This is a genomic window from Paracidovorax wautersii (assembly GCF_900113035.1).
GTDB lineage: Bacteria > Pseudomonadota > Gammaproteobacteria > Burkholderiales > Burkholderiaceae_C > Paracidovorax > Paracidovorax wautersii.
In genome coordinates this window covers 26,053-46,361 of the sequence record NZ_FONX01000001.1, presented here as the reverse complement: position 1 = coordinate 46,361, position 20,309 = coordinate 26,053, and the positions used below count along the sequence as shown (strand labels likewise).

Here is a 20,309-nt window from a genome sequence, read left to right as displayed (position 1 = left end):
TCTCGCGGCTCCGCAACCCGCCCCCCCTGCCGGGGGCGGACATCAAGTATCAAAGGAATTCATCATGAAAGAACAGAGCAGGTCGATGCTGCGCGCCGCAAAGACGGTGGCCGTCACCGCCACGGTCTTGCTGCTCGCGGCATGCGGAACCCTGAGCCAGGGCATCAGCCAGGATGGCGCTCAGGCGCAGCAATTGTTGTGGCCGGCGCCGCAGGACACCAACGGGCTTCATTCTCAAGGGACCTATCCGACGCCGCAGGCCATCGCCTCGATCCACCCCGGCATGAACAAGTCGCAGCTGCAGGCGCTGATCGGCCCGCCGCACTTCGGCGAAGCCTATGGGACGCGGGAATGGGACTATCTCTTCCACCTGCGTCTGCCTGGACAGAGTGGTTTCCTGGTCTGCCAGTTGAAGCTGCTGTATGGCGAGGATGGCACGGTGGGCAGCCAGCACTGGCGGCCGGCCAGCTGCGCGCCGCAGGAGCCAGCGGCCCCGGTGGCGGCTGCCCCAGCCGCTGCACCGGCTCCAGCGCCCTTGCCGGCACTGATCAACGAGCCGGCCGCGCCCGCCGAACCGGAGCGCCGCACGCTGCGTGCCAGTGCGCTGTTCCGCTTCAACGGTTCTTCCGTGGCGGACATCCTGCCCGAAGGCCAGCGCGAGCTGCAGGCGCTGTCGGCGCTGCTGCTGGACCCGCAGCGCCGCCTGGCGTCGGTGCGGGTGCTGGCCCATACCGACCGGCTGGGCACCGCGGCCTACAACCAGGCACTGTCGCAGCAGCGGGCTGCCAGCGTCGCCGAATACCTGCGCCAGCGCGGAGTGGACCCGGCGCGGATCGCTGCGGTCGGCCTGGGCGCCGGCGATCCGGTCAGCGTGGGTTGCGAGAAGAAAGCCAAAGCGTCGCGCCAAGCGCTGATCGACTGCCTGGCGCCTGACCGGCGCGTGGTGTTCGAGATCCGCTGGCAGCCTGCCGCAGCGTGACGGCAGGGGCGCTGCGCGGCCCGCCCGTATTCCTATTCCTGATGACAACGATAAAGAACGAAAGCGAAGCAATGCAATATTCCCATTCTTTTCCCCCCGCCCCAGGCTCTCGCCAGCGGCGCAACAGCCCCTGGTGGCTCTTGGCCTGTGTGCTTCTGGCGCTGACGGCGGCGCATGCCAGCCCTGCGCTGGCCCAGAACCGGTCGGCGGAAGTGCCAGCGTTGGCAAGGCAGGGCGCTGTGGCTGCCACGCCAGGGGCCGCTGCTGATGTGGCCGCCGCTGCGGGGGCCAGCACCGAGCGTTACCAGGAATGGCTCATCAGCTGCGAAGGGCCCGCCAACGGCCGCTATTGCACGCTTGAACAGGATCTGCGCCGCCGCGAGGACAACCGCCGGCTGGTGCTGCTCGAGGTCAAGCCCGAGAGCATGGACAGCGCGCTCGTTGGGCTGACGCTGCCCTTGGGGCTCGATCTGCGCTCGGGGTTGGCGCTGCAGATCGACGATGGACCCATGGTGCAGGGCGTGCCCTATCGCACCTGCCTGCAGCAAGGATGCCTGGTGTCCATGCGTTTCGATCAGGGGACTCTGGAAGGCATGCGCACGGGCAAGGTGCTCAAGGTGCGGACTGGTGTGGCGTCGGGCGGCGTGGCGGACTTCCAGCTGCCGCTGGCCGGCTTCGCTCAGGCCTATGTGCGCATGGCGGCCTTGGCGGCTACGGCCTCGGCAAGTCCCGCAGTCTCGGCCCGGCGTCCCTGACAGTCACCGTCCCCATCCACATTCCAGGCCTCCTTCGGGGCATGACATTTCAGGAGAAGCACCATGGTGTTGAGCAAACGATTGGGAGCCGAGTGCCTGGGCACGTTCTGGCTCGTGCTGGGAGGCTGCGGCAGCGCGTTGCTGGCGGCGCATACAGGCGGGGCCGACGATCCGGCAGGCATCGGATTGCTGGGGGTTTCGCTGGCCTTCGGCCTGGCGCTCCTGAGCGGCATCTGTGCCTTCGGCCCCATTTCTGGGGGCATTTCAATCCGGCGGTGACCTTGGGTCTGTGGGCCGGTGGGCGCTTCCAGACGCGCGACGTGCTGCCCTACTGGCTGGCACAGGTGGTCGGCGGCTTGCTGGCCGGGGCCCTGCTATGGCATTTCATGGATGAGCCACTGTCGATGGCATGGCTGGCCGGTGGCAGCGTGACTGAGGCGCTGCACCCGATGCAGGCGGGGGCGTTCGCCAGCAATGGCTACGGCGTGTTGTCGCCGGGGGGCTACCCGATGTCCATGGCTTTCCTGTGCGAAGCATTGATGACTGCGATGTTCGTGGTCGTGATCATGGGGGCGACGCACTGGAATGCCCCGGCGGCAATGGCGCCGGTGGCGATCGGCCTGGCGCTCACGCTGATCCACTTGGTCAGCATTCCCATTACCAATACCTCGGTGAACCCTGCGCGCTCAACGGCGGTAGCGCTGTTCGCCGGCAGCGCGGCGGTGCAGCAGCTGTGGCTGTTCTGGCTTGCGCCGCTGATCGGCGGGCTTGGCGGAGGCCTGCTGTATCGCTGGCTGGGCGAGAAGTGATCCGAAGCCCCGTCTTTTGCCACCACGGTTGAGAGCGGGGCGCCGCATCGCCAGACAGGTCTGGATATCTGGCGACGACCCGGGGCGGATGCACCGTCTGGGTCAACGGTGTTCATAGCCAGCCTGATCAAGCGGCAGGGCCCGTTCGCCGGCGCTTCAGCGCAATCTGCCGGCGGCCGGTGCATCGCCCGCGGTGGGCTGGATGCGGCGGGCCACCAGGCCTTCGCGGGTGCGCTCGGCCACGAAGCGCACGCGCTGGCCGGGCGCGAGATTCAGGCCCTCCACCGGCTCGCGCACGCGGAACACCATGGTCATGGGCGCCATGCCCAGGTTCCTGATCTCGCCATGGCGCAGGGTCAGGCGGGCGGTGGCCGCGTCCCAGCGCACGACCTCGCCTTCGCTGGCCTCGGGGTCCGTGCCGGCGGCTGCGGCGCCGTCGCTTGGGGGCGCGTCTTGCGGGCCGTGGCCGGCATGGGCGTCCTGGGCCGGCGGGGCGCCGTTGCCGCCTTCGTCCTGGCGGTTGCCGGGGTAGTGCTGGAACACGCTGGTGCTGCCGTCGCGGGACACCAGCAGCACGTCGAAGGCATCGCGCCGGCCGCCGTAGAGGGCGCCGTCCATGCCGGGCGAGCCCACCGGCATGCCGGGCACGGCCAGGCCCAGGGCCTGGGGTTTTTCTCGCAGCAGGCGCCTCACGTCGGCGGCGGGCACATGGCCTTCGATGACGTAGCCGCCCACCAGCGCGGTGTGGCAGGAGCCGAGCTTGGCGGGCAGGCCCAGGCGCTGGCGCACCGCGGTGTTGCCCATGTCGTGCACGCCGACGCGAAAGCCCGCCGCCTGCATGTGGGCCACCCAGTCCTTGCAGCAGCCGCAGTTCGGGTCTTTCCAGACTTCCATGTCGGCCGGCAGGTTGGCGGTGGAGGTGGTGGCGGGCGCGGCGGCCCGGGCCAGCACCGGCAGGGCGCTGGCGGCGGCCAGGGCGATGGCGTGCCGCAGCCAGGCGCGGCGGGGGGCGTGTGGGTGGTTCATGGTGACGGTTCCTTATGAATGAAAAAGGCCTCCAGCGCTTGCAGATGCTGCGCAGGTAGCTATGGTTTTGATAGTCAATGGCCGCCGTGCCCGGAATGGCCGGCCGGCCCCGTGCCGGGCTTGCGCACGCGCGGCGCGCCTTCGCCCGCACCGGGCGGCGGCAGGCCGGCGGGCCGCTGCTCGGCGGGCAGCGCGGCGGGCCCGCCCGTCCATTCCCAGGCGCGGGTGCCGGGCGGCTGGGCGTAGTCGCCGGGGTCGCGCCAGTCGCTGCGCGCCAGGCCCTCGCGCACCTTGAGCACGCTGAACATGCCGCCCATCTCCAGCGGGCCGAAGGGGCCCTGGCCGGCCATCATGGGCAGGGTGTTGCCCGGCAGGGGCATTTCCATGGCGCCCATGTCGCCCATGCCGCGCTCGCCCATGGCCATGTAGTCGGGCACGATGCGGCGGATCTTCTCCACCAGGTCGGCCTGCTGCACGCCGATGAGGTTGGGCACGGCGTGGCCCATGGGGCCCATGGTGTGGTGGCTCTTGTGGCAATGCACGGCCCAGTCGCCGGGCTCGTCGGCGATGAATTCGATCTGCCGCATCTGGCCCACTGCCACGTCGGTGGTGACCTCGGGCCAGCGGGCGCTCTTGGGCACCGGGCCGCCGTCGGTGCCGGTCACCTCGAATTCATGGCCGTGGATGTGGATGGGGTGGTTGGTCATGGTGAGGTTGCCCACGCGCAGCCGCACCCGGTCGCCGCGCCGGGCGACGAAGGGGTCGATGCCGGGGAACACGCGGCTGTTCCAGGCCCAGATGTTGAAGTCGGTCATCTCGTTGATGCGCGGCGTGCGCGTGCCGGGATCGACGGCGAAGGCGTTCAGCAGGAAGGCGTAGTCGCGGTCCACGGCGGCGATGTGCGGGTGCGCGCCCTTCGGGTGGGTGATCCACAGGCCCATCAGGCCCATGGCCATCTGCACCATTTCGTCGGCATGCGGGTGGTACATGAAGGTGCCGGCCCGGCGCGCCGTGAATTCATAGACGAAGGTCTTGCCGGGCGCGATGGCCGGCTGGTTCAGGCCCGCCACGCCGTCCATGCCGCTCGGCAGCCGCTGGCCGTGCCAGTGCACGCTGGTGTGCTCGGGCAGCCGGTTGGTCACGAAGAGGCGTACCCGGTCGCCCTCGACCACCTCGATGGTGGGGCCGGGGCTCTGGCCGTTGTAGCCCCAGAGGTTGACGGCGAAGCCGGGCGCGAATTCGCGCACCACGGGCTCGGCGACGAGGTGGAATTCCTTGACCCCGGCGTTCATGCGCCAGGGCAGGCTCCAGCCGTTGAGGGTGACGACCGGCTGGAAGGGGCGGCCCGTGGGCGGCGGCGGGGGCACGGCGGTGCCGGCGCCCTCCTGCAGGGCGGGTTCGGGCAGCGCGGCCAGCGCGCTGCGGCCCACGGCGGCACCGGCCACGGCCGTGGCGGCGCCGGTGGCGGCGAAGAAATTGCGGCGGTTCATGTCAGTGGCCTGCGGACGAGGAAGAGGTGGAGGGTGCGGACAGTGCAGCCGCGAGGGTTCCGGCGCTGGCGATGGCACCGGGGCCGGGCGAGCCGGCGGTGATGGCGAACTGCAGGTCGGCATCGGCCAGCCAGAAGTCGCGCTGCGCCTGGGTGGCCTGGGCGACGGCGGCGGTGCTGGCGCGGGCTTCGGCCAGCAGGTCCCACACGCTGGCGAGCATGCCGTTGTAGCGCAGCAGGGTCTCTTCCTGGATGGCGCGCTGCAGCGGCACCACGGCATCGGCCTGCTGGCGGGCCAGCTCCCACGCGGTGCGGTAGGCCAGCCAGCGGGTGCGGACTTCGCTGCGCGCGCCCAGGGCCGTGTGCTGCAGTTCGGCGGCGCTTTGCTGCGTGAGGGCGCGCGCGCGGGCGCTGGCGGCGCCGCCCCAGTCGAAGAGGGGCAGAGGCAGGGCCAGTTCCCAGCCGCGCTGCACGTCGCGCTGCATGTCGCTCTGGGCGGCGGCGTCGCGGCTGGTGGTGGTGTTGCGCTGGTAGCGCAGGCCGATGTCGCCGAACACGCTGGCGATGCCGCTCGTGCCCTGCTGGTCGGCCGTGCGTTCCAGCGCCAGGCGGGCGGCCTGCACGTCGAGCCGCTCGCGCAGTGCGCGGGCCTCGATGCCGTCCGCCGCCAGGGGCTGGGCGGGCAGTTCGGGCAGGCGGCCCGCCAGCGTGAACTGCGCCGAGGCGCCCCAGAGGCCCAGGGCGCGGGCCAGTTCCTCGTGCGCCGTGGCGGCGGCCAGGCGCGCCTGCGCCAGCCGGGCGCCGCTGCCGGCCAGCGCGGCCTGCTCGCGGGCTTCCTGCAGGCGGCTCCAGTGGCCGACGCGGGCCATGCGCCGGGCCAGCTCGGCGCCGACTTCGGCCGCTTCGTGCATGCGCTCGTGCGCCGCCAGCACCTGCTGCGCGGCCACGGCGGTGATCCAGGCGCGGCGGGCCTCGGTGGCGCGCCGGGCCACCTCTTCGGCGGCCGAGAGCGTGGCCTGCTGCAGCGCCTGGGCCTGCCAGCGCGCGCGCCAGGGCAGGGTGACGAGATCGATCAGGCCGAAGGAGAGGCTGCGTTCGATCTCGCGCTCATGCCCGTTCACCAGCCGGCCGATGCCCAGGCGCGGGTTGGGCAGCGTGAGGGCGCGCACGCGGTCGGCGTCCTGCACGCCCAGCTGCGCCAGCCGTGCCTGCAGGCCCGGGTGGTTCAGCAGGGCGATGCGCACGGCGGTGTCGGCGGTGAGCGGCTCGGCCAGCCAGCGCTGGATGGCGGCCTGCGCCTCGGCCTGGGCTGCCGCATCCGCTGCGGGCAGCGCGGGCGCATCGACGCCGGCCGTGCGGCCTTGCGCGAGCGCCTGCACCTCGGAGCGCAGGCCGTCGGGAGACACGCTGGCGCAGCCGGCGAGCAGCGTGGCCGACAAGGTGAGCGCCGCCGCCGCTGCGGCGGTGCGGGAGCCGCGGTGGGGACGCGGGCTCATGGCCGGGCCTCCGCGCCGTGGCCGTGGTGGCTGTGCGAGCCCGCTGATGCGGACGGTGCAGTGGGCGATGCAGCCGGACTGGGGTGGTCGCCGTGGCCTTCATGGCCGTTGGCACCTGTGGTGACAGCCTGATTGGCGGCCCGCCAGTCGGCCGGGGGCGCATCCAGGCCCGCTGCCACATGGGGCAGTGGGGGCAGGGCGAGCGGCGCTGTGGCTGCGGCCGGATCGGCGGCGGGCGCCAGGCCCTGGGCCTGCGCCCCGCGCGGCGGCAGCGCAGCCAAGGCCAAGAGAACGAAGAGGCAAAGAGCGGCGGGAAGACGTGGCAAGGCGCGCATGGGCATCTCCTGAAGCGGTGGACGGGACAAGGCGAAGTGCGTGCGCTACGCACCGGCACCCGCCCCGGGCGGCGGATGCGGCACATCGCGGACGCACCAAGGGCGTCGGCTTCAGGAAATGGGCGGCTTGATGGGCAGCGCCGCGCCGGCGCTGGCAAAGCGCGTGGCGGCAGCGGTCATGCGGCCGGCGTGGCGGGCCGCAGGGGGCGTGGCGCCCACGGCGGGCGCCAGCAGGGCCGTGTGGCAGATCTCGCAATCTGCACAGGCCGCGTGGGATGGGGTGGAGGGATCGCCGCCGTGGCCCGGCCCGCAATCGTGAGCGGCGGGTAAGGCGATGTCGCCATGGCAGGGCGTGGCGGAAGAGGCATGCGCCAAGCTGTCGGCGCCGTGTTCTTCATGAGCCGCGTGGAGTGCGCCGTCATGCGCCGCCGTGGCGCCGTGGGCATGGCTTGCGGCCATCTGCACCACGGCTGCCGGCCCCTGTGGCAGCGCCATGCCGGCGGCCATGGCCGGGCCGGCGAGCCCGCGCAGGGCCGTGAGCACGATCAACAGCAGCAGGAGGCGAAAGCGGGAGCGCATGGTGGCCAGATGATACGCAATGCCCGGCGCTCAGAACGTGTTCACGATCTCAGACCGCCGTGTAGCGCCCCGGCCGGTGGTTGAGCGCCAGCACCAGGTTGAGCGCCACCGCGCCCACGATGGAATAGGCCACGCGCAGCGGCTCCACCGTGAGCAGGGCCAGCAGCACGATGCAGCAGTCGATGCCCATCTGCACCTTGCCGGCGCGCCAGCCGTAGCGGTCCTGCAGGTAGAGGGCCAGGATGCCCACGCCGCCCAGGCTGCAGCGGTGGCGGAACAGCACCAGAAAGCCCGTGCCGGTGATGAGCCCGCCCGCGATGGCGGCATAGAGCGGCTGCAGCTGCGCGAACTGCAGGAAGTGCGGCTGCAGCGTGGTCAGCACCGACAGCAGCAGCACGGCGGCGAAGGTCTTGAATGTGAAGCTGCGCCCCATCTTGCGCCAGGCCAGCCAGTAGAAGGGCAGGTTCAGCACGAAGAAGAGCGCGCCGAAGCCCACGCCCGTGGCGTAGTGCGCCAGAAAAGCCAGCCCGGCCGTGCCGCCCGTGAGCAGGCCGGCGCCGGTGAAGAAGGCCACGCCGATCGAGATCAGCAGCACGCCGGTGAAGAGCGCGAGCGCGTCCTCCGGCGCGGAATGGGGGACGGCGGGGGACGGTGCGGTGGCGGTGCGGCTCATGGTGCAAAAAAAGGGGCTGCTGGCGGGGCCGGCGCTGCCGATGCCGCACCGTTCGCGCGCCCGGCCTCGCTCGGGAGGAAGGCTGCGATTCTAGGGAAAACCATGAGGCTTTCGGGCGGCCTTAGAACGTGTTTACGATCTCCCATGGGTCGCGCAGCTACGTCGGCGGGATGGGATGCAAGGCGCGGTGCGCAGTGGATAGCACGGCTATCCACAAGCGCCGCAACGCCGCAGACCGCCCGCCGACGTAGCTGCCCTTCGGGTTGGAGCGCAATCGGGCGATTGAACGCCCCGGCTGCTTGCATGGACACGAGTCCATGCGGCGCATCCGAGGCATCCACTCATCCCGATTGCGTTCCAACGCGATCCCCTGCGAGATCGTAAACACGTTCTTAGTGCCACCCCGCCGCTGCGATGCCGGCTGCCGTCACTCGCCGTGCGGCTTACATCCTCGCTCTCCCCTTCAAGAGCTCCTGCTAGATCGACCGCCCACCGGCCCCCAGAAATGCCAAGGGCGCGGGACCGTGAAGTCCCGCGCCCTTGTCGCTTGGGGCCGAGGCCGGCGTGTGCCAGCCGTCTTGGCCCGATCGATCAGTTCCCGATCAGGCCAGATTGGCGCTGTCGCGGCTGATGCCGCCGGTCTGGCTGAAGCCGCCGTCCACATACATGATCTCGGCCGTCACGCCGCTGGCGAGGTCCGACAGCAGGAAGGCCGCGGCATTGCCCACGTCCTCGATGGTCACGTTGCGGCGCAGGGGCGAGGCGTCGGCCACGGTGCCCAGCAGCTTGCCGAAGTCCTTGATGCCGCTGGCGGCCAGGGTCTTGATCGGGCCGGCGCTGATGCCGTTGGCGCGCATGCCCTTGGGGCCCAGCGATTCGGCCAGGTAGCGCACGCTGGCTTCCAGGCTGGCCTTGGCCAGGCCCATGGTGTTGTAGTTGGGCACGGCGCGCAGGGCACCCAGGTAGCTCAGGGTGAGCACGGCGGCCTTGTCGTTCAGGTAGGGCAGGGCGGCCTTGGCCATGGCGGGGAAGCTGTAGGCGCTGATGTCGTGCGCGATGCGGAACGATTCGCGCGACAGGCCTTCGAGGAAGTCGCCGGCGATGGCTTCACGCGGCGCGAAGCCGATGCTGTGCACGAAGCCGTCGAACTTCGGCCAGGTGGCCGACAGGTCGGCGAACATGCGCTCGATCTGCTCGTCGCTCGCCACGTCGCAGTCGAAGATCAGCTTGGAGTCGAACTCGGCGGCGAAGTCGGTGATGCGGTCCTTGAAGCGCTCGCCCACGTAGCTGAAGGCCAGCTCGGCGCCTTGCGCGTGGCATGCCTTGGCGATGCCGTAGGCGATGGAGCGGTTGGACAAAACGCCCGTGATGAGCAGCTTCTTGCCGGTCAGGAAACCCATTTGTAGTTCTCTCCAGTGGAAATGCGGTAGGGAGGGCGGCCGGATGGGCCGGCGGGCCATAGGCCCTGCCAGCGCGGGCCTGCCGCCGCCGTGGTGCAGAATTGTCGCATGCGGTTCTTGGCGATCTGTCTGCTCTGGGGAAGCTCTCTGTGTGCCGTGCCGGCCTGGGCCGCGCATGGCTATGCGCTGTGGGGCGACCTCAAGTACCCCGCCGGCTTCGCGCACTTCGGCTATGTGAACCCCGACGCGCCCAAGGGCGGCGAGCTGCGCATGGTGAGCAACCTGCGCTACTCCACCTTCGACAAGTACAACCCCTTCACGATGAAGGGCTCGCCGCCGGCCTATCTCTCGACCCTGCTGTTCGACACGCTGCTGGCCGGCTCCATGGACGAGACCGCCTCCGGCTACGGCCTGCTGGCCGAAGACGTCGAAGTGCCGCCCGACCACCTGAGCGCCACCTTCCGCATGCGGCCCGAGGCGCGCTTTCACGACGGCAGCCCGGTCGAGGCCGCCGACGTCAAGTACACCTACGAAACGCTGACCGGCCCCTACGCATCGCCCAGCTACGCAACCCTGCTGCAGGACGTGGCGGGCGTCGATGTGCTGGACCGGCGCACGGTGCGCTTTCGCTTCAAGCAGTCCAACCGCGAGCTGCCGCTCACGGTGGGCAGCCTGCCCATCTTCAGCCGCGCCTGGGGGCGCGATGCGAGCGGCAAGACCAAACGCTTCGACGAGATCGTGATCGACACGCCCATCGGCAGCGGCCCCTACCGCATCGGGCCGGTGGCCTTCGGGCGCGACATCACCTACGTGCGCGACCCCCAGTATTGGGGGCGCGACCTGAACGTGAACCGGGGCGAATACAACTTCGACCGCATCACGGTCAAGATCTACAAGGACAACACCGCCCGGCTGGAGGCGCTGAAGGCCGGCGAGTTCGACTTCATGACCGTCTATTCGGCGGGCGACTGGGCGCGCCGCATCGACGGCAAGCTCTTCAAGCAGGGCGTGCTGGTCAAGAAGGAACTCAAGCACCAGCTGCCGGCGGGCTTCCAGAGCTACGTGCTCAACACGCGCCGGCCGCTGCTGAAGGACGTGCGCGTGCGCGAGGCGCTGGGCCTGGCGCTGGACTACGACTGGATGAACCGCCAGATGTTCTACGGCGGCTATCCGCGCGTGACCGACCTCTTCGGCAACACCGACTGCCAGGCCACCGGTACGCCCGGGCCCGAGGAGCTGAAGCTGCTCGAACCCTGGCGCGGCAAGGTGCCCGACGCGGTGTTCGGCCCCATGTACCAGCCGCCCACGACCGAAGGCGAGGGCCATTCGCTGCGCGACAACCTGCGCCGCGCCCGCCAGCTGCTGGCCGATGCCGGATGGACCTACCGTGACGGCGCGCTGCGCAACGCCCAGGGCCAGCCCATGGTGCTCGAATACCTGGACAGCAAGGAAGTCGGCGCGCGCACCGTCACGCCCTGGATGCGCAACCTCGAAAAGCTGGGCATCACGCAGCGCTTTTCATCGGTGGACTTCGCGCTCTACCTGCAGCGCATGGATAAATACGACTTCGACATCATCACGCTCAACTACCCCGGCACCTACAACCCGGGCCAGGACATGCAGGAGCTCTTCGGCAGCCAGCGCGCCGACGTGGAAGGCGCCAGCAACCATGCGGGCGTGAAGAGCCCGGCCGTCGATGCGCTGGTGAAGGCGCTGACCCGTGCCGATTCCAAGGCCGATCTGCTGCCCGCCTGCCGGGCGCTGGACCGCGTCATCATGCACAGCCACTACCTCATTCCGCAGTGGTTCCTGTCGTCGCACCGCGTCGTCTACAACCAGCAGCGCCTGGCCTACCGCGCGCCCATGCCGCCTTACGCGCGGGCCGAGGAATGGGCCATGTCCACCTGGTGGAGCCGGTGAGAGATCACCCCCCTGAGGCGCTGCGCGCCATCCCCCCGCTCTCGCCGTGCTGCGCACGGCGGGCAGGGGGACGACACCGGTGGCCTGGCGAAGCCAGTTCCACGGTGTCCGCTGGCATGGCCTGCTCCGCGGCCATCGGATGTGTAGCGCCGCGCCGGTTTCGTAGGGCTGGGCGGCTCGCAGCGCTGTGGAGCACTCAGAACGTGAACACGTTCTCAAGCCTGAAATCCCCTGACTGACTGCATGCTCGCCTATATCGCCAAACGTCTCCTGTTGATGCTGCCCACTTTGCTGGGCGTGCTGCTGCTGACCTTCGTGGTGATCCAGTTCGTGCCGGGCGGCCCGGTGGAGCAGTACCTGGCCGAGGCGCGCACCGCCGCCGGCAAGGGCGGCGGCGGGCTCGAATCGGGCGGCATGAACTACCGCGGCGACCAGGGCGTGGACCCTAAACGGCTGGAGCAGATCAAGGCGCTCTACGGCTTCGACAAGCCGGCGCACGAGCGCTTCTGGCAGATGCTGGGCCAGTTCGCCCGCTTCGATCTGGGCCGCAGCTTCTTCCAGAACAAGAGCGTGTGGGAGCTGGTCAAGGAAAAGCTGCCCGTCTCCATCAGCCTGGGCCTCTGGACCTTCTTCATCAGCTATCTGGTGGCCGTGCCGCTGGGCGTGGCCAAGGCGGTGCGCGCCGGCTCGCGCTTCGATCTGGTGACCACGCTGATCATCCTGGTGGGCTATGCCATTCCCGGCTTCGTGCTGGGCGTGGCGCTGCTGGTCATCTTCGGCGGGCAGCTGCAATGGTTCCCGCTGCGGGGGCTGACCTCGTCCAACTGGGACCAGCTGGGCTGGGGTGCGCGCATCGCGGATTACCTGTGGCACATCACCCTCCCCGTGACGGCCATGGTGGCGGGCAGCTTCGCGGTGACGGCCATGCTGACCAAGAACGCCTTCCTGGAGGAGATCCGCAAGCAGTACGTGCTGACGGCGCGGGCCAAGGGGCTTTCGGAGCGGCAGGTGCTCTGGAAGCACGTCTTCCGCAACGCGCTGATCCCCATCGTCACGGGCTTTCCGGCGGCCTTCATCGGCGCCTTCTTCACCGGCTCGCTGCTGATCGAGACCCTGTTCTCGCTCGATGGCCTGGGCCTGCTGAGCTATGAGAGCGTGATCCGCCGCGACTACCCCGTGGTGCTGGGCACGCTCTATCTCTTCACGCTGATCGGGCTGGTCACCAAGCTCGTGAGCGACCTGTGCTACGTGTGGGTGGACCCGCGCGTGAAGTTCGACTGAGCCCCCCATGAGCGCGACGCCGCCGTCCCCCATCCCCGCAACGCCCCCCGCGTCGCCTGCACCCTCGCTGTCGCCCTCGCGCCGGGCCTGGCTGCGCTTCAAGCGCAACCGGCTGGGCTTCTGGAGCCTCATCGTCTTCTGTGTGCTGGTGGCCATCAGCCTGGGCGCGGAGCTGGTCAGCAACGACCGGCCGCTCATCGTGCGCTACGAAGGGCAGACCTATTTCCCGATCTTCAAGACCTACCCCGAAACCACCTTCGGCGGCGACTTCGACACGCCCACCGACTACCTGGACCCCTACATCCAGCAGCGGCTGCGCTCGGGCGGCAACTGGGCGCTCTACACGCTCAATCCCTACGGTCCCAACACCATCAACTACTTCGCCAAGTCGCCCAACCCCTCGGCGCCCACGGCCGATAACTGGCTGGGCACCGACGACCGGGGCCGCGACATGGTGGCGCAGCTGCTCTACGGCTTCCGCGTGAGCGTGCTGTTCGGCCTGGCGCTCACCTTCACCGGCACGGTGCTGGGCCTGCTCACGGGCGCCATCCAGGGCTTCTTCGGCGGCAGGACGGACCTGGCCTTCCAGCGCTTCATCGAGATCTGGGGCTCCATGCCGGAGCTGTACCTGCTCATCATCTTCAGCGCGCTGTTCTCGCCCAGCCTCGCGCTGCTGCTGATCCTGCTGAGCCTCTTCGGCTGGATGGGCCTGTCGGACTACGTGCGCGCCGAATTCCTGCGCAACCGCCAGCTCGACTACGTGAAGGCCGCGCGCGCCCTGGGCGTGCCCAACCGGCAGATCATCTGGCGCCACATCCTGCCCAACAGCCTGACGCCGGTGGTCACCTTCCTGCCGTTCCGCATGAGCGCGGCCATCCTCTCGCTCACCTCGCTGGACTTCCTCGGCCTGGGCGTTCCGGCCGGCACGCCCAGCCTGGGCGAGCTGCTGAGCCAGGGCAAGAACAACATCGACGCATGGTGGATCTCGCTCAGCACCTTCGCCGTGCTGGTCGGCACGCTGCTGCTGCTCACCTTCATGGGCGACGCGCTGCGCGACGCCCTCGACCCCCGCAAGGCCGACCGATGACGACGACGACCGACGACCCGCACACCCCCGCTGCGGCGCAGGCCGCGCCCGGTTCCGCCGAGCCGCTGCTGCGCGTGCAGGACCTGCGTGTGCGCTTCGGCGCCAAGGAGGTCGTGCATGGCGTGAGCTTTCACATCGGCGCGGGCGAGAAGCTGGCCCTGGTGGGCGAATCGGGCTCGGGCAAGACCATCACCGCGCTGTCGCTGCTGCGGCTGGCGGGCGAGGCCGAAGTCGGCGGCCGGGCCCTGATGGGCGGGCGCGACCTGCTGGCTCTCACGGAGCGCGAGCTGCGCGGCGTGCGCGGCGGCGACATCGCCATGGTGTTCCAGGAACCCATGACGGCACTGAACCCGCTCATGGCCGTGGGCGACCAGGTGGCCGAAGTGTTGGAGCTGAAACAGGCGCTGACCCGCGCCCAATCAGCGCAGGCAGCTATCGAGTTGATAGCGAGTACCGGCATTCCCGATCCGGCGCGGCGCGCACGCTCCTTTCCGCACCAGCTCTCGGGCGGGCAGCGCCAGCGCGCCATGATCGCCATGGCTCTCGCCAGCCGGCCGCGCCTGCTGCTGGCCGACGAGCCCACCACCGCGCTGGACGTGACGCTGCGCGGCCAGATCCTCGATCTGCTGTCCGACCTGCAGCGGCAGACCGGCATGGCGGTGCTGCTGATCACGCACGACCTGAACCTCGTGCGCCGCTTTGCCGACCGCGTGGCGGTGATGGAGCACGGCACGCTGGTGGAAGAGGGCGCCGTCGCCGAGGTGTTCGATGCGCCGCGCCACGCCTACACCCGGCGCCTGATCGGCAGCGTGCCGGTGCGCGATGTGGACGAATCCCCCGCGCCTGCCGGCGCCGTGCCGGCCGCGGAGGCGCAGGGCCTGCGCGTGGCCTATGCCACGCCGCTGCCGGGCCTGCGCGGCTGGTTCCGGCGCGGCGAGTTCGTGGCCGTGCAGGGGGCGGATTTCCGCCTGGCGCCGGGCTGCACCCTGGGCGTGGTGGGCGAATCGGGCTCGGGCAAGTCCACGCTGGCGCAGGCCCTGTTGGGTCTCTTGCCGCACCAGGGGCGCCTGGCCATTGAAGGGCAGGGCTGGCAGCTGCCGGCGCAGCGCAACACGCCGGCCAACCAGGCGCTGCGCCGCCGCGTGCAGGTGGTGTTCCAGGACCCGTTCTCGTCGCTCTCGCCGCGCCTCACGGTGGAAGAGATCGTGGGCGAGGGCCTGCACGTGCACGAACCCGGCCTGCCGCTGCCCGAACGCCGCGCCCGCGTGCAGGCCGCGCTGGCCGACGTGGGCCTGGGCGAGGCGCAGTTCCCCGGCCTGCTGGCGCGCTATCCGCATGAATTCTCGGGCGGCCAGCGCCAGCGCCTGGCCATCGCCCGCGCCCTCATCGTGCAGCCGCAGCTGCTGGTGCTGGACGAGCCCACCAGCGCGCTCGACGTCACCATCCAGCAGCAGGTGCTGGCGCTGCTGCAGCGGCTGCAGAAGGAGCGGGGCCTGTCCTACCTGCTCATCACGCACGACGTGGCCGTGATCCGCGCCATGGCGCATGAGGTGATGGTGATGCAGGAGGGCCGTGTGCTGGAAGCCGGCCCGGTCGCGCAGGTGCTGGATGCGCCGCAGCACCCCTACACGCGCAAGCTCGTCACGGCGGCAGGACTGGAGCCCGGGGCCGCAGCGGCGGGCTGAAAAGGCTCAGGCGTAGGTATCGACGTTCGCGCCCAGGCCCTGGGCGGCTGCGGCTGCTTTCTTGCTGGCGGCCTGGCCGTCCTTGGCCGCTGCGGCGGCGGTGTCGTTCGTGCCGGCGTTCTGCTGCTGGCGTTCGATCTGTTCCTGTTGCTGCTGCCGCTGGACCGCCGCGATCTGCGCCTGCACCGCCTGGATCTGCGCCTGCAGCAGGCGCGTCTTCTGCTCGCGCGCCTTGGCGTTCATGGTGGTGTCGCTGCTGGTCTGCTTGAGTTCTTCCGTCAGGTCGCTCAACTGCTTTTGCAGCGCGGCGGTGTCGCTGGAGCCGCCGGAGGCTCCGCCCTTGGACGCCGGCGCGACGGCTGCGGTGGAGGAAGTGCGGGATATTTGCATGCCGGCATTATCGGCGTCCGGCCTGGCGACTGAAGCCCAGGCCGCGCCCCGTGCCGCCAGGTGGCAAGATCCGCCATCGCCTGCCCGAATAGTCCCCCAAGGAGACCCATGCCTTCCGAGAACGATGCCCTGTTCCCCGGCTTTGCCGCGCACGACCTCACGGTCGCCCCTGGCGTGCAGATCCACGCCGCCGTGGGCGGCAGCGGCCCGGCCTTGCTGGTGCTGCACGGCCACCCGCAGACGCACGCCATCTGGCACAAGGTCGCGCCCACGCTGGCACGCCACTTCACCCTGGTGCTGGCCGATCTGCGCGGCTATGGCGATTCCTCCAAGCCCGCGGGCGAGGCCGACCACGCCAACTACAGCAAGCGCACCATGGCCGCCGACATGCTGGCCGTGATGCGCGCGCTGGGCCACGAGCGCTTTGCCGTGCTGGCCCACGACCGGGGCGCCCGCGTGGCCCACCGGCTGGCGGCCGACCACCCGCAGGCGGTGCGCCGCCTGGCGCTGCTGGACATCGCGCCCACGCTGGCCATGTACGAGCAGACCGACGAGCGCTTCGCCCGCGCCTACTGGCACTGGTTCTTCCTGATCCAGCGCCAGCCGCTGCCCGAGCGGCTGCTCGAAGCCGACCCCGCCGCCTATCTGCGCGACGTGATGGGCGGGCGCAGCGCGGGGCTGGCGCCGTTCGACCCGCGGGCCATGGCCGAATACGTGCGCTGCCTGTCGCTGCCGGGCGCAGCCCACGGCCTGTGCGAGGACTACCGCGCCGCCGCCGGCATCGATCTGGAGCACGACCGCGCCGACCGCGATGCGGGCCGCCGGCTGGAGATGCCGCTGATGGTGCTCTGGGGGCGCGACGGCGTGATCGAGCGCTGCTTCGACGCCCTGGCCGAATGGCGCCGCGTGGCGAACGACGTGCGCGGCATGTCGCTGCCCTGCGGCCATTACGTGGCCGAGGAGGCGCCCGATGCCTTGCTGGCCGCCGTGCTGCCCTTCCTGCAGGAAGGCCTGGAAGACGCGCCCGCCGCTGCCTGACGGTTTTTCCATTGAAAAGAGCGCGTAGCCCTTGCAGATCAAGGGCTGCGCGCTCTTTTTTTAATAGCGGATGCCCTTTGGGGCACAGATCGAACCGCACCGCTTGCCGCCGAGGGGCGGGCGCGAGCGGTGCGATCCCGCTTTCGTCAGACGCCGATGGCGCCGCCGTCCTTGCGCTGGATGACCACGGTGGAGGAGCGCGGTCGCACTTTGCCCGAGGGCGCTGCGGTCGCGTCTTCGCTGTCGTAGGCGGGCCAGTTCACCGGGTGCTGCACGTTCAGGAAGATGGTCTTGTAGTCGGGCGTGAAGGCGAAGCCGGTGATCTCGGCCTCGTTGGGGCCGACGAAGAAGCGGCGCAGGTCGCCCTGGTTGCCGTTGTTGATCACCGGGCCGCTGCCGGGCGTGGCCGGCATCGAGGGCGGGATCACGGCCAGCATCTGGTCGTTGGTGGACTTGGCCACCGCGTTGTTGCGGCCGCCGTCGATGCCGTTGTCCGTCTGCACCCAGAGGATGCCGCGGCCGTCGAAGCTCAGGCCGTCCGGGCTGGCCAGCTGGTTGAGCGCGGTCAGGCCCGAGCGGTTGGTGTCCGCGTCGGCGCCGGCGTCGGAGCCAAAGACGAAGATTTCCCACTGGAAGACGTTGCTGTCCGCCTGGTCGCGCCAGCGCACGATGTGGCCGTTGACGTTGTTCAGGCGCGGGTTGGCCGGGTTGGTGCCGCGCGAGGCGTTGCGCGAGGTGTTGTTGGTGAGCGTGACGTACACCTCGCCGCTGGTGGGGTGGGCGGCGGTCCACTCGGGGCGGTCCATGGGCGTGGCGCCCACGAAGTCGGCGGCACCGCGCGTGTTCAGCAGGATCTGGTCGATGCTGCCGAACTCTTCCTTCAGCGTGCGGCCGGCGGCGTTCTTGGTGCCTTCGGCCAGCGCCAGCCATTCGCCCTTGCCGCTGGCGTCGAAGCGCGCCACGTACAGCGTGCCCTGGTCCAGGTACTTGGCGCCCACGGCCAGGCGGTCGGTGCGGTCGGCGTCCTTGGGGTCCCACACGGCGGTGGAGACGAACTTGTAGAGGTACTCGAAGCGCGAGTCGTCGCCGCTGTAGAACGACAGCGGCTTGCCGGCCACGGGCGGCGCGTAGGCCGAGCCTTCGTGGGCGAAGCGGCCCATGGCGGTGCGCTTGGTGGCGATGCTGCTCGGGTCGTAGGGGTCGATCTCCACCAGGTAGCCGAAGCCGTTGGCCTCGTTGCGCCAGTCCTGCGTGGCGTCGGCGCCCGTGGCGGTGATGTTGAAGCGGGCGAATTCACCGATCTGCTCGCTCGTGTCGCCGGCGGCCGTCTCCCACAGGTAGCGGCCCTTGGCGGCCTGGATGCCCACGCGCTTCTGGTCGCGCGTCTGCGTGCCGGTGTTGACGAAGCAGGCGGCCCAGTTCTCTTCGGCCGTGATGTAGGTGCCCCAGGGCGTGAAGCCGTTGCCGCAGTTGTTGTTGGTGCCGCGCGTCTGCCGGCCGTTGGGCGAGAAGGGCGTGCGCACCGAGGCCGTGCCGCCCACGGGGCCTGCCAGCGCCATCGGCGTGGCGGCGGTGAAGCGGCGGTTGTAGCGCGAGTTCTTCACGATGGACCAGCGGCCCGACTGCAGGCGGATGTGCAGGATGGACACGCCGTGGGCGTTGATCTCCTTGCGCACTTCTTCGGCCGGGCGCTTGCCGTTCACCTGCGTGGGGCCGGCCGGGTGCAGCGCGGTCTCGTCGATGTATTCGTGGTTGACGGCGAGCAGCCCTTCGGTGGACGAGCCCTGCAGCGGGAAGTAGTGCATGCCGTCGTGGTGCATGCCGGTGGAGTGCAGCAGGTCGTTGGAGGTGTTGTTGCCGTCGCGGCTCCAGGGCTGGGCGATGTCGTCGAACGGCGTGCCCCAGGCGCCCAGCACCTGCGCGACGTAGCCGGCCGGCACCACGCAGGCGTCGGTCATGGAGGTGGGCAGCGACTGGAATCCCAGCGCCAGCTTGGGCGCTTCGGGCGTGCCGCCGCCGGTGCCACCGCCACCACCCGTGCCGGGCTGGGCTGCGGGGCTGTCGCCATCGCCGCCGCCGCAGGCGCTCAGTGCGGCGCCGGTCATGGCGGCGAGGGCCGCGCCCAGGCTGCCACGCGCCAGCGTGCGGCGCGAGAGGGACTTTTCCAGGATGGCGCTGAAGGGCTCGTTGGCGCTGATGTTGCGGACGGCGGAATCGGACGTGGATTTGCTCATGGGGCCTTCTAGAAGTGGATGCAAAGTGATGCTCAGCGCCAGTGCGGGGCAGGGTCTGCCCGCAGTGGCGAGTGATCAGGAAGCGCTGGGCAGTCTAGAAATCAGGCGATGACAAAAACGTGTCACATACCCCTGATCGGCGTCCCTCTTTGCGGTGGCCTTCAGCCCTGCGGACGCTGCTCCATCACCTGCGCATAGAGCGCCTGCGCGGCCGGCGAGAGGCCCCGGTCGCGCCGCCGCACGAGGTAGATCTGGCGGGTGAGGCCGGGCAGCGCCAGCGGCCGGGTGACCAGGCCGGGCTGCTCGAAGTGGAAGAGGGCCAGGGTGGGCACCACGCTGATGCCCAGGCCCGCGCGCACCATGCCCATCACGGTGGCGAGCTGCTCGACTTCCATCAGCGTGCGCATGGCCTGCGGATGGAAGGCGGCTTCCAGGTACTGCCGCACGCTGCTGTGGCGCGCCAGATGCACGAAGGGCCAGGCTGCCAGGTCGGCCGGCGTGAGCACTGCGGCGCTGTGTGTGCGTGCGCTTCGTCCGCTTCGCCCGATGCCGGCGGCCAGTGGGTGGTCGCTGCGGCAGACCAGGTGGAAGCCGTCGGTGCAGAAGGGCTCCGCGCACAGCTCGGGCGTGTCGGCGCGGATGGCGGCCAGGGCGAAGTCCGCAGCCCCGGCCGCCACGCGTTCGATGCAGGGTTCGGAGAGCACGTCGGCGATGTCCAGCTCGATGCCCGGGTGCTGGGCGCGGTAGCGGGCCAGCACCTCCGGCAGCCAGCCTGCCGCCAGCGAGGGCAGCAGCGCGATCGCCACGCGGCCGCGCTGCAGCGTCGCCGCATCGCGCACGCCGGCCAGGGCCGCGTCCACCTCGGCTCGGATGCGGCGGGCCGCGGCCATGAAGTTCTCGCCCTCGGGCGTGAGTTCGACATGGCGCGTGCTGCGGTCGAAGAGCCGCAGGCCCAGGCCGTCTTCCAGCGAGCGCACCAGCGCGCTGAAGGCCGGCTGCGACAGGTGGCACTGCGCCGCCGCCCGCGTGAAGTTGCGCTGCGCGGCCAGCGCGAGAAAGGCATCGATCTGGCGGGTGGAAAGGTTCATGGCATTTCCCTGGCTTGAATTCATCGGATTCACAGATGAATCCAT

17 protein-coding genes and 1 pseudogene are annotated in these 20,309 nt (G+C 70.2%); 8 read left to right on the top strand and 10 right to left on the bottom strand.

The genetic code is table 11. The annotated features are described in order from the left end of the window. The first annotated feature begins 64 nt into the window (after positions 1–64). The 3 genes and pseudogenes from BM070_RS00175 (at position 65) to aqpZ (ending at position 2,543) form a co-directional block, all read left to right on the top strand. The gene (locus tag BM070_RS00175) at positions 65–979 is read left to right on the top strand and encodes an OmpA family protein (RefSeq protein ID WP_092936421.1); all 915 of its coding nucleotides are present in this window, start codon (positions 65–67) and stop codon (positions 977–979) included. A gap of 239 nt (positions 980–1,218) precedes the next feature. Continuing rightward, on the top strand, positions 1,219–1,734 hold the full coding sequence (locus BM070_RS00170) for an invasion associated locus B family protein (protein ID WP_175518379.1): 516 nt from the start codon (positions 1,219–1,221) through the stop codon (positions 1,732–1,734). 63 nt (positions 1,735–1,797) lie between these two features. Further along, a pseudogene (gene aqpZ / locus BM070_RS00165) lies at positions 1,798–2,543 on the top strand (aquaporin Z). Positions 2,544–2,699: 156 nt separating this feature from the next. Here the strand turns inward: aqpZ and BM070_RS00160 are convergent. From BM070_RS00160 to fabI, 7 genes are all read right to left on the bottom strand, one after another. Next, positions 2,700–3,569: a DUF411 domain-containing protein gene (locus tag BM070_RS00160; RefSeq protein WP_092936417.1), complete on the bottom strand. Its 870-nt coding sequence runs from the start codon at positions 3,567–3,569 to the stop codon at positions 2,700–2,702. A 74-nt stretch (positions 3,570–3,643) separates the two neighbouring features. After that, positions 3,644–5,059, bottom strand: coding sequence for a multicopper oxidase family protein (locus BM070_RS00155; protein ID WP_092936415.1), 1,416 nt, complete (start codon positions 5,057–5,059; stop codon positions 3,644–3,646). A 1-nt stretch (position 5,060) separates the two neighbouring features. Beyond that, the gene (locus BM070_RS00150) at positions 5,061–6,554 is read right to left on the bottom strand and encodes a TolC family protein (protein WP_092936413.1); all 1,494 of its coding nucleotides are present in this window, start codon (positions 6,552–6,554) and stop codon (positions 5,061–5,063) included. Then, positions 6,551–6,889 carry a hypothetical protein gene (locus tag BM070_RS23965; protein ID WP_139222747.1) on the bottom strand — a complete coding sequence of 113 codons (339 nt, stop codon included), beginning with the start codon at positions 6,887–6,889 and terminating at the stop codon, positions 6,551–6,553. The genes BM070_RS00150 and BM070_RS23965 overlap by 4 nt, the downstream gene beginning before the upstream one ends. Positions 6,890–7,000: 111 nt before the next feature. Continuing rightward, entirely contained in the window at positions 7,001–7,468 is a 468-nt protein-coding gene (locus BM070_RS00145) for a hypothetical protein (RefSeq protein WP_092936412.1), read from the bottom strand. A 49-nt stretch (positions 7,469–7,517) separates the two neighbouring features. Then, a complete protein-coding gene (locus BM070_RS00140) occupies positions 7,518–8,141 on the bottom strand; it encodes a YitT family protein (RefSeq protein ID WP_092936411.1) in 624 nt (207 codons plus the stop codon). Between the two features lie 602 nt (positions 8,142–8,743). Beyond that, positions 8,744–9,541: an enoyl-ACP reductase FabI gene (gene fabI / locus BM070_RS00130; protein WP_092936409.1), complete on the bottom strand. Its 798-nt coding sequence runs from the start codon at positions 9,539–9,541 to the stop codon at positions 8,744–8,746. Positions 9,542–9,649: 108 nt separating this feature from the next. On the opposite strand from fabI, the gene BM070_RS00125 reads away from it, so the two are divergent. From BM070_RS00125 to BM070_RS00110, 4 genes are all read left to right on the top strand, one after another. Next, positions 9,650–11,461 (top strand): extracellular solute-binding protein, encoded by a 1,812-nt coding sequence (locus BM070_RS00125; protein ID WP_092936408.1) that lies wholly within the window; start codon positions 9,650–9,652, stop codon positions 11,459–11,461. 243 nt (positions 11,462–11,704) lie between these two features. Next, positions 11,705–12,742, top strand: coding sequence for a microcin C ABC transporter permease YejB (locus tag BM070_RS00120; protein WP_092936407.1), 1,038 nt, complete (start codon positions 11,705–11,707; stop codon positions 12,740–12,742). Positions 12,743–12,749: 7 nt separating this feature from the next. Continuing rightward, on the top strand, positions 12,750–13,829 hold the full coding sequence (locus BM070_RS00115; protein WP_092936406.1) for an ABC transporter permease: 1,080 nt from the start codon (positions 12,750–12,752) through the stop codon (positions 13,827–13,829). After that, positions 13,826–15,514 (top strand): ABC transporter ATP-binding protein, encoded by a 1,689-nt coding sequence (locus BM070_RS00110; RefSeq protein ID WP_092936405.1) that lies wholly within the window; start codon positions 13,826–13,828, stop codon positions 15,512–15,514. The genes BM070_RS00115 and BM070_RS00110 overlap by 4 nt, the downstream gene beginning before the upstream one ends. 6 nt (positions 15,515–15,520) lie before the next feature. Here the strand turns inward: BM070_RS00110 and BM070_RS00105 are convergent, their stop codons facing one another. Further along, positions 15,521–15,904: a FlxA-like family protein gene (locus BM070_RS00105; protein WP_092936403.1), complete on the bottom strand. Its 384-nt coding sequence runs from the start codon at positions 15,902–15,904 to the stop codon at positions 15,521–15,523. Between the two features lie 108 nt (positions 15,905–16,012). Between BM070_RS00105 and BM070_RS00100 the strand changes: the two genes are divergently transcribed. Further along, positions 16,013–16,942, top strand: coding sequence for an alpha/beta fold hydrolase (locus BM070_RS00100; protein WP_092936401.1), 930 nt, complete (start codon positions 16,013–16,015; stop codon positions 16,940–16,942). A gap of 146 nt (positions 16,943–17,088) precedes the next feature. Here the strand turns inward: BM070_RS00100 and BM070_RS00095 are convergent, their stop codons facing one another. Both BM070_RS00095 and BM070_RS00090 read right to left on the bottom strand, forming a co-directional pair. Beyond that, complete coding sequence (locus tag BM070_RS00095; RefSeq protein WP_092936399.1) at positions 17,089–19,176, bottom strand: PhoX family protein; 2,088 nt, start codon at positions 19,174–19,176, stop codon at positions 17,089–17,091. 161 nt (positions 19,177–19,337) lie between these two features. Next, on the bottom strand, positions 19,338–20,264 hold the full coding sequence (locus BM070_RS00090) for a LysR family transcriptional regulator (protein WP_092936397.1): 927 nt from the start codon (positions 20,262–20,264) through the stop codon (positions 19,338–19,340). Positions 20,265–20,309: the final 45 nt, after the last annotated feature.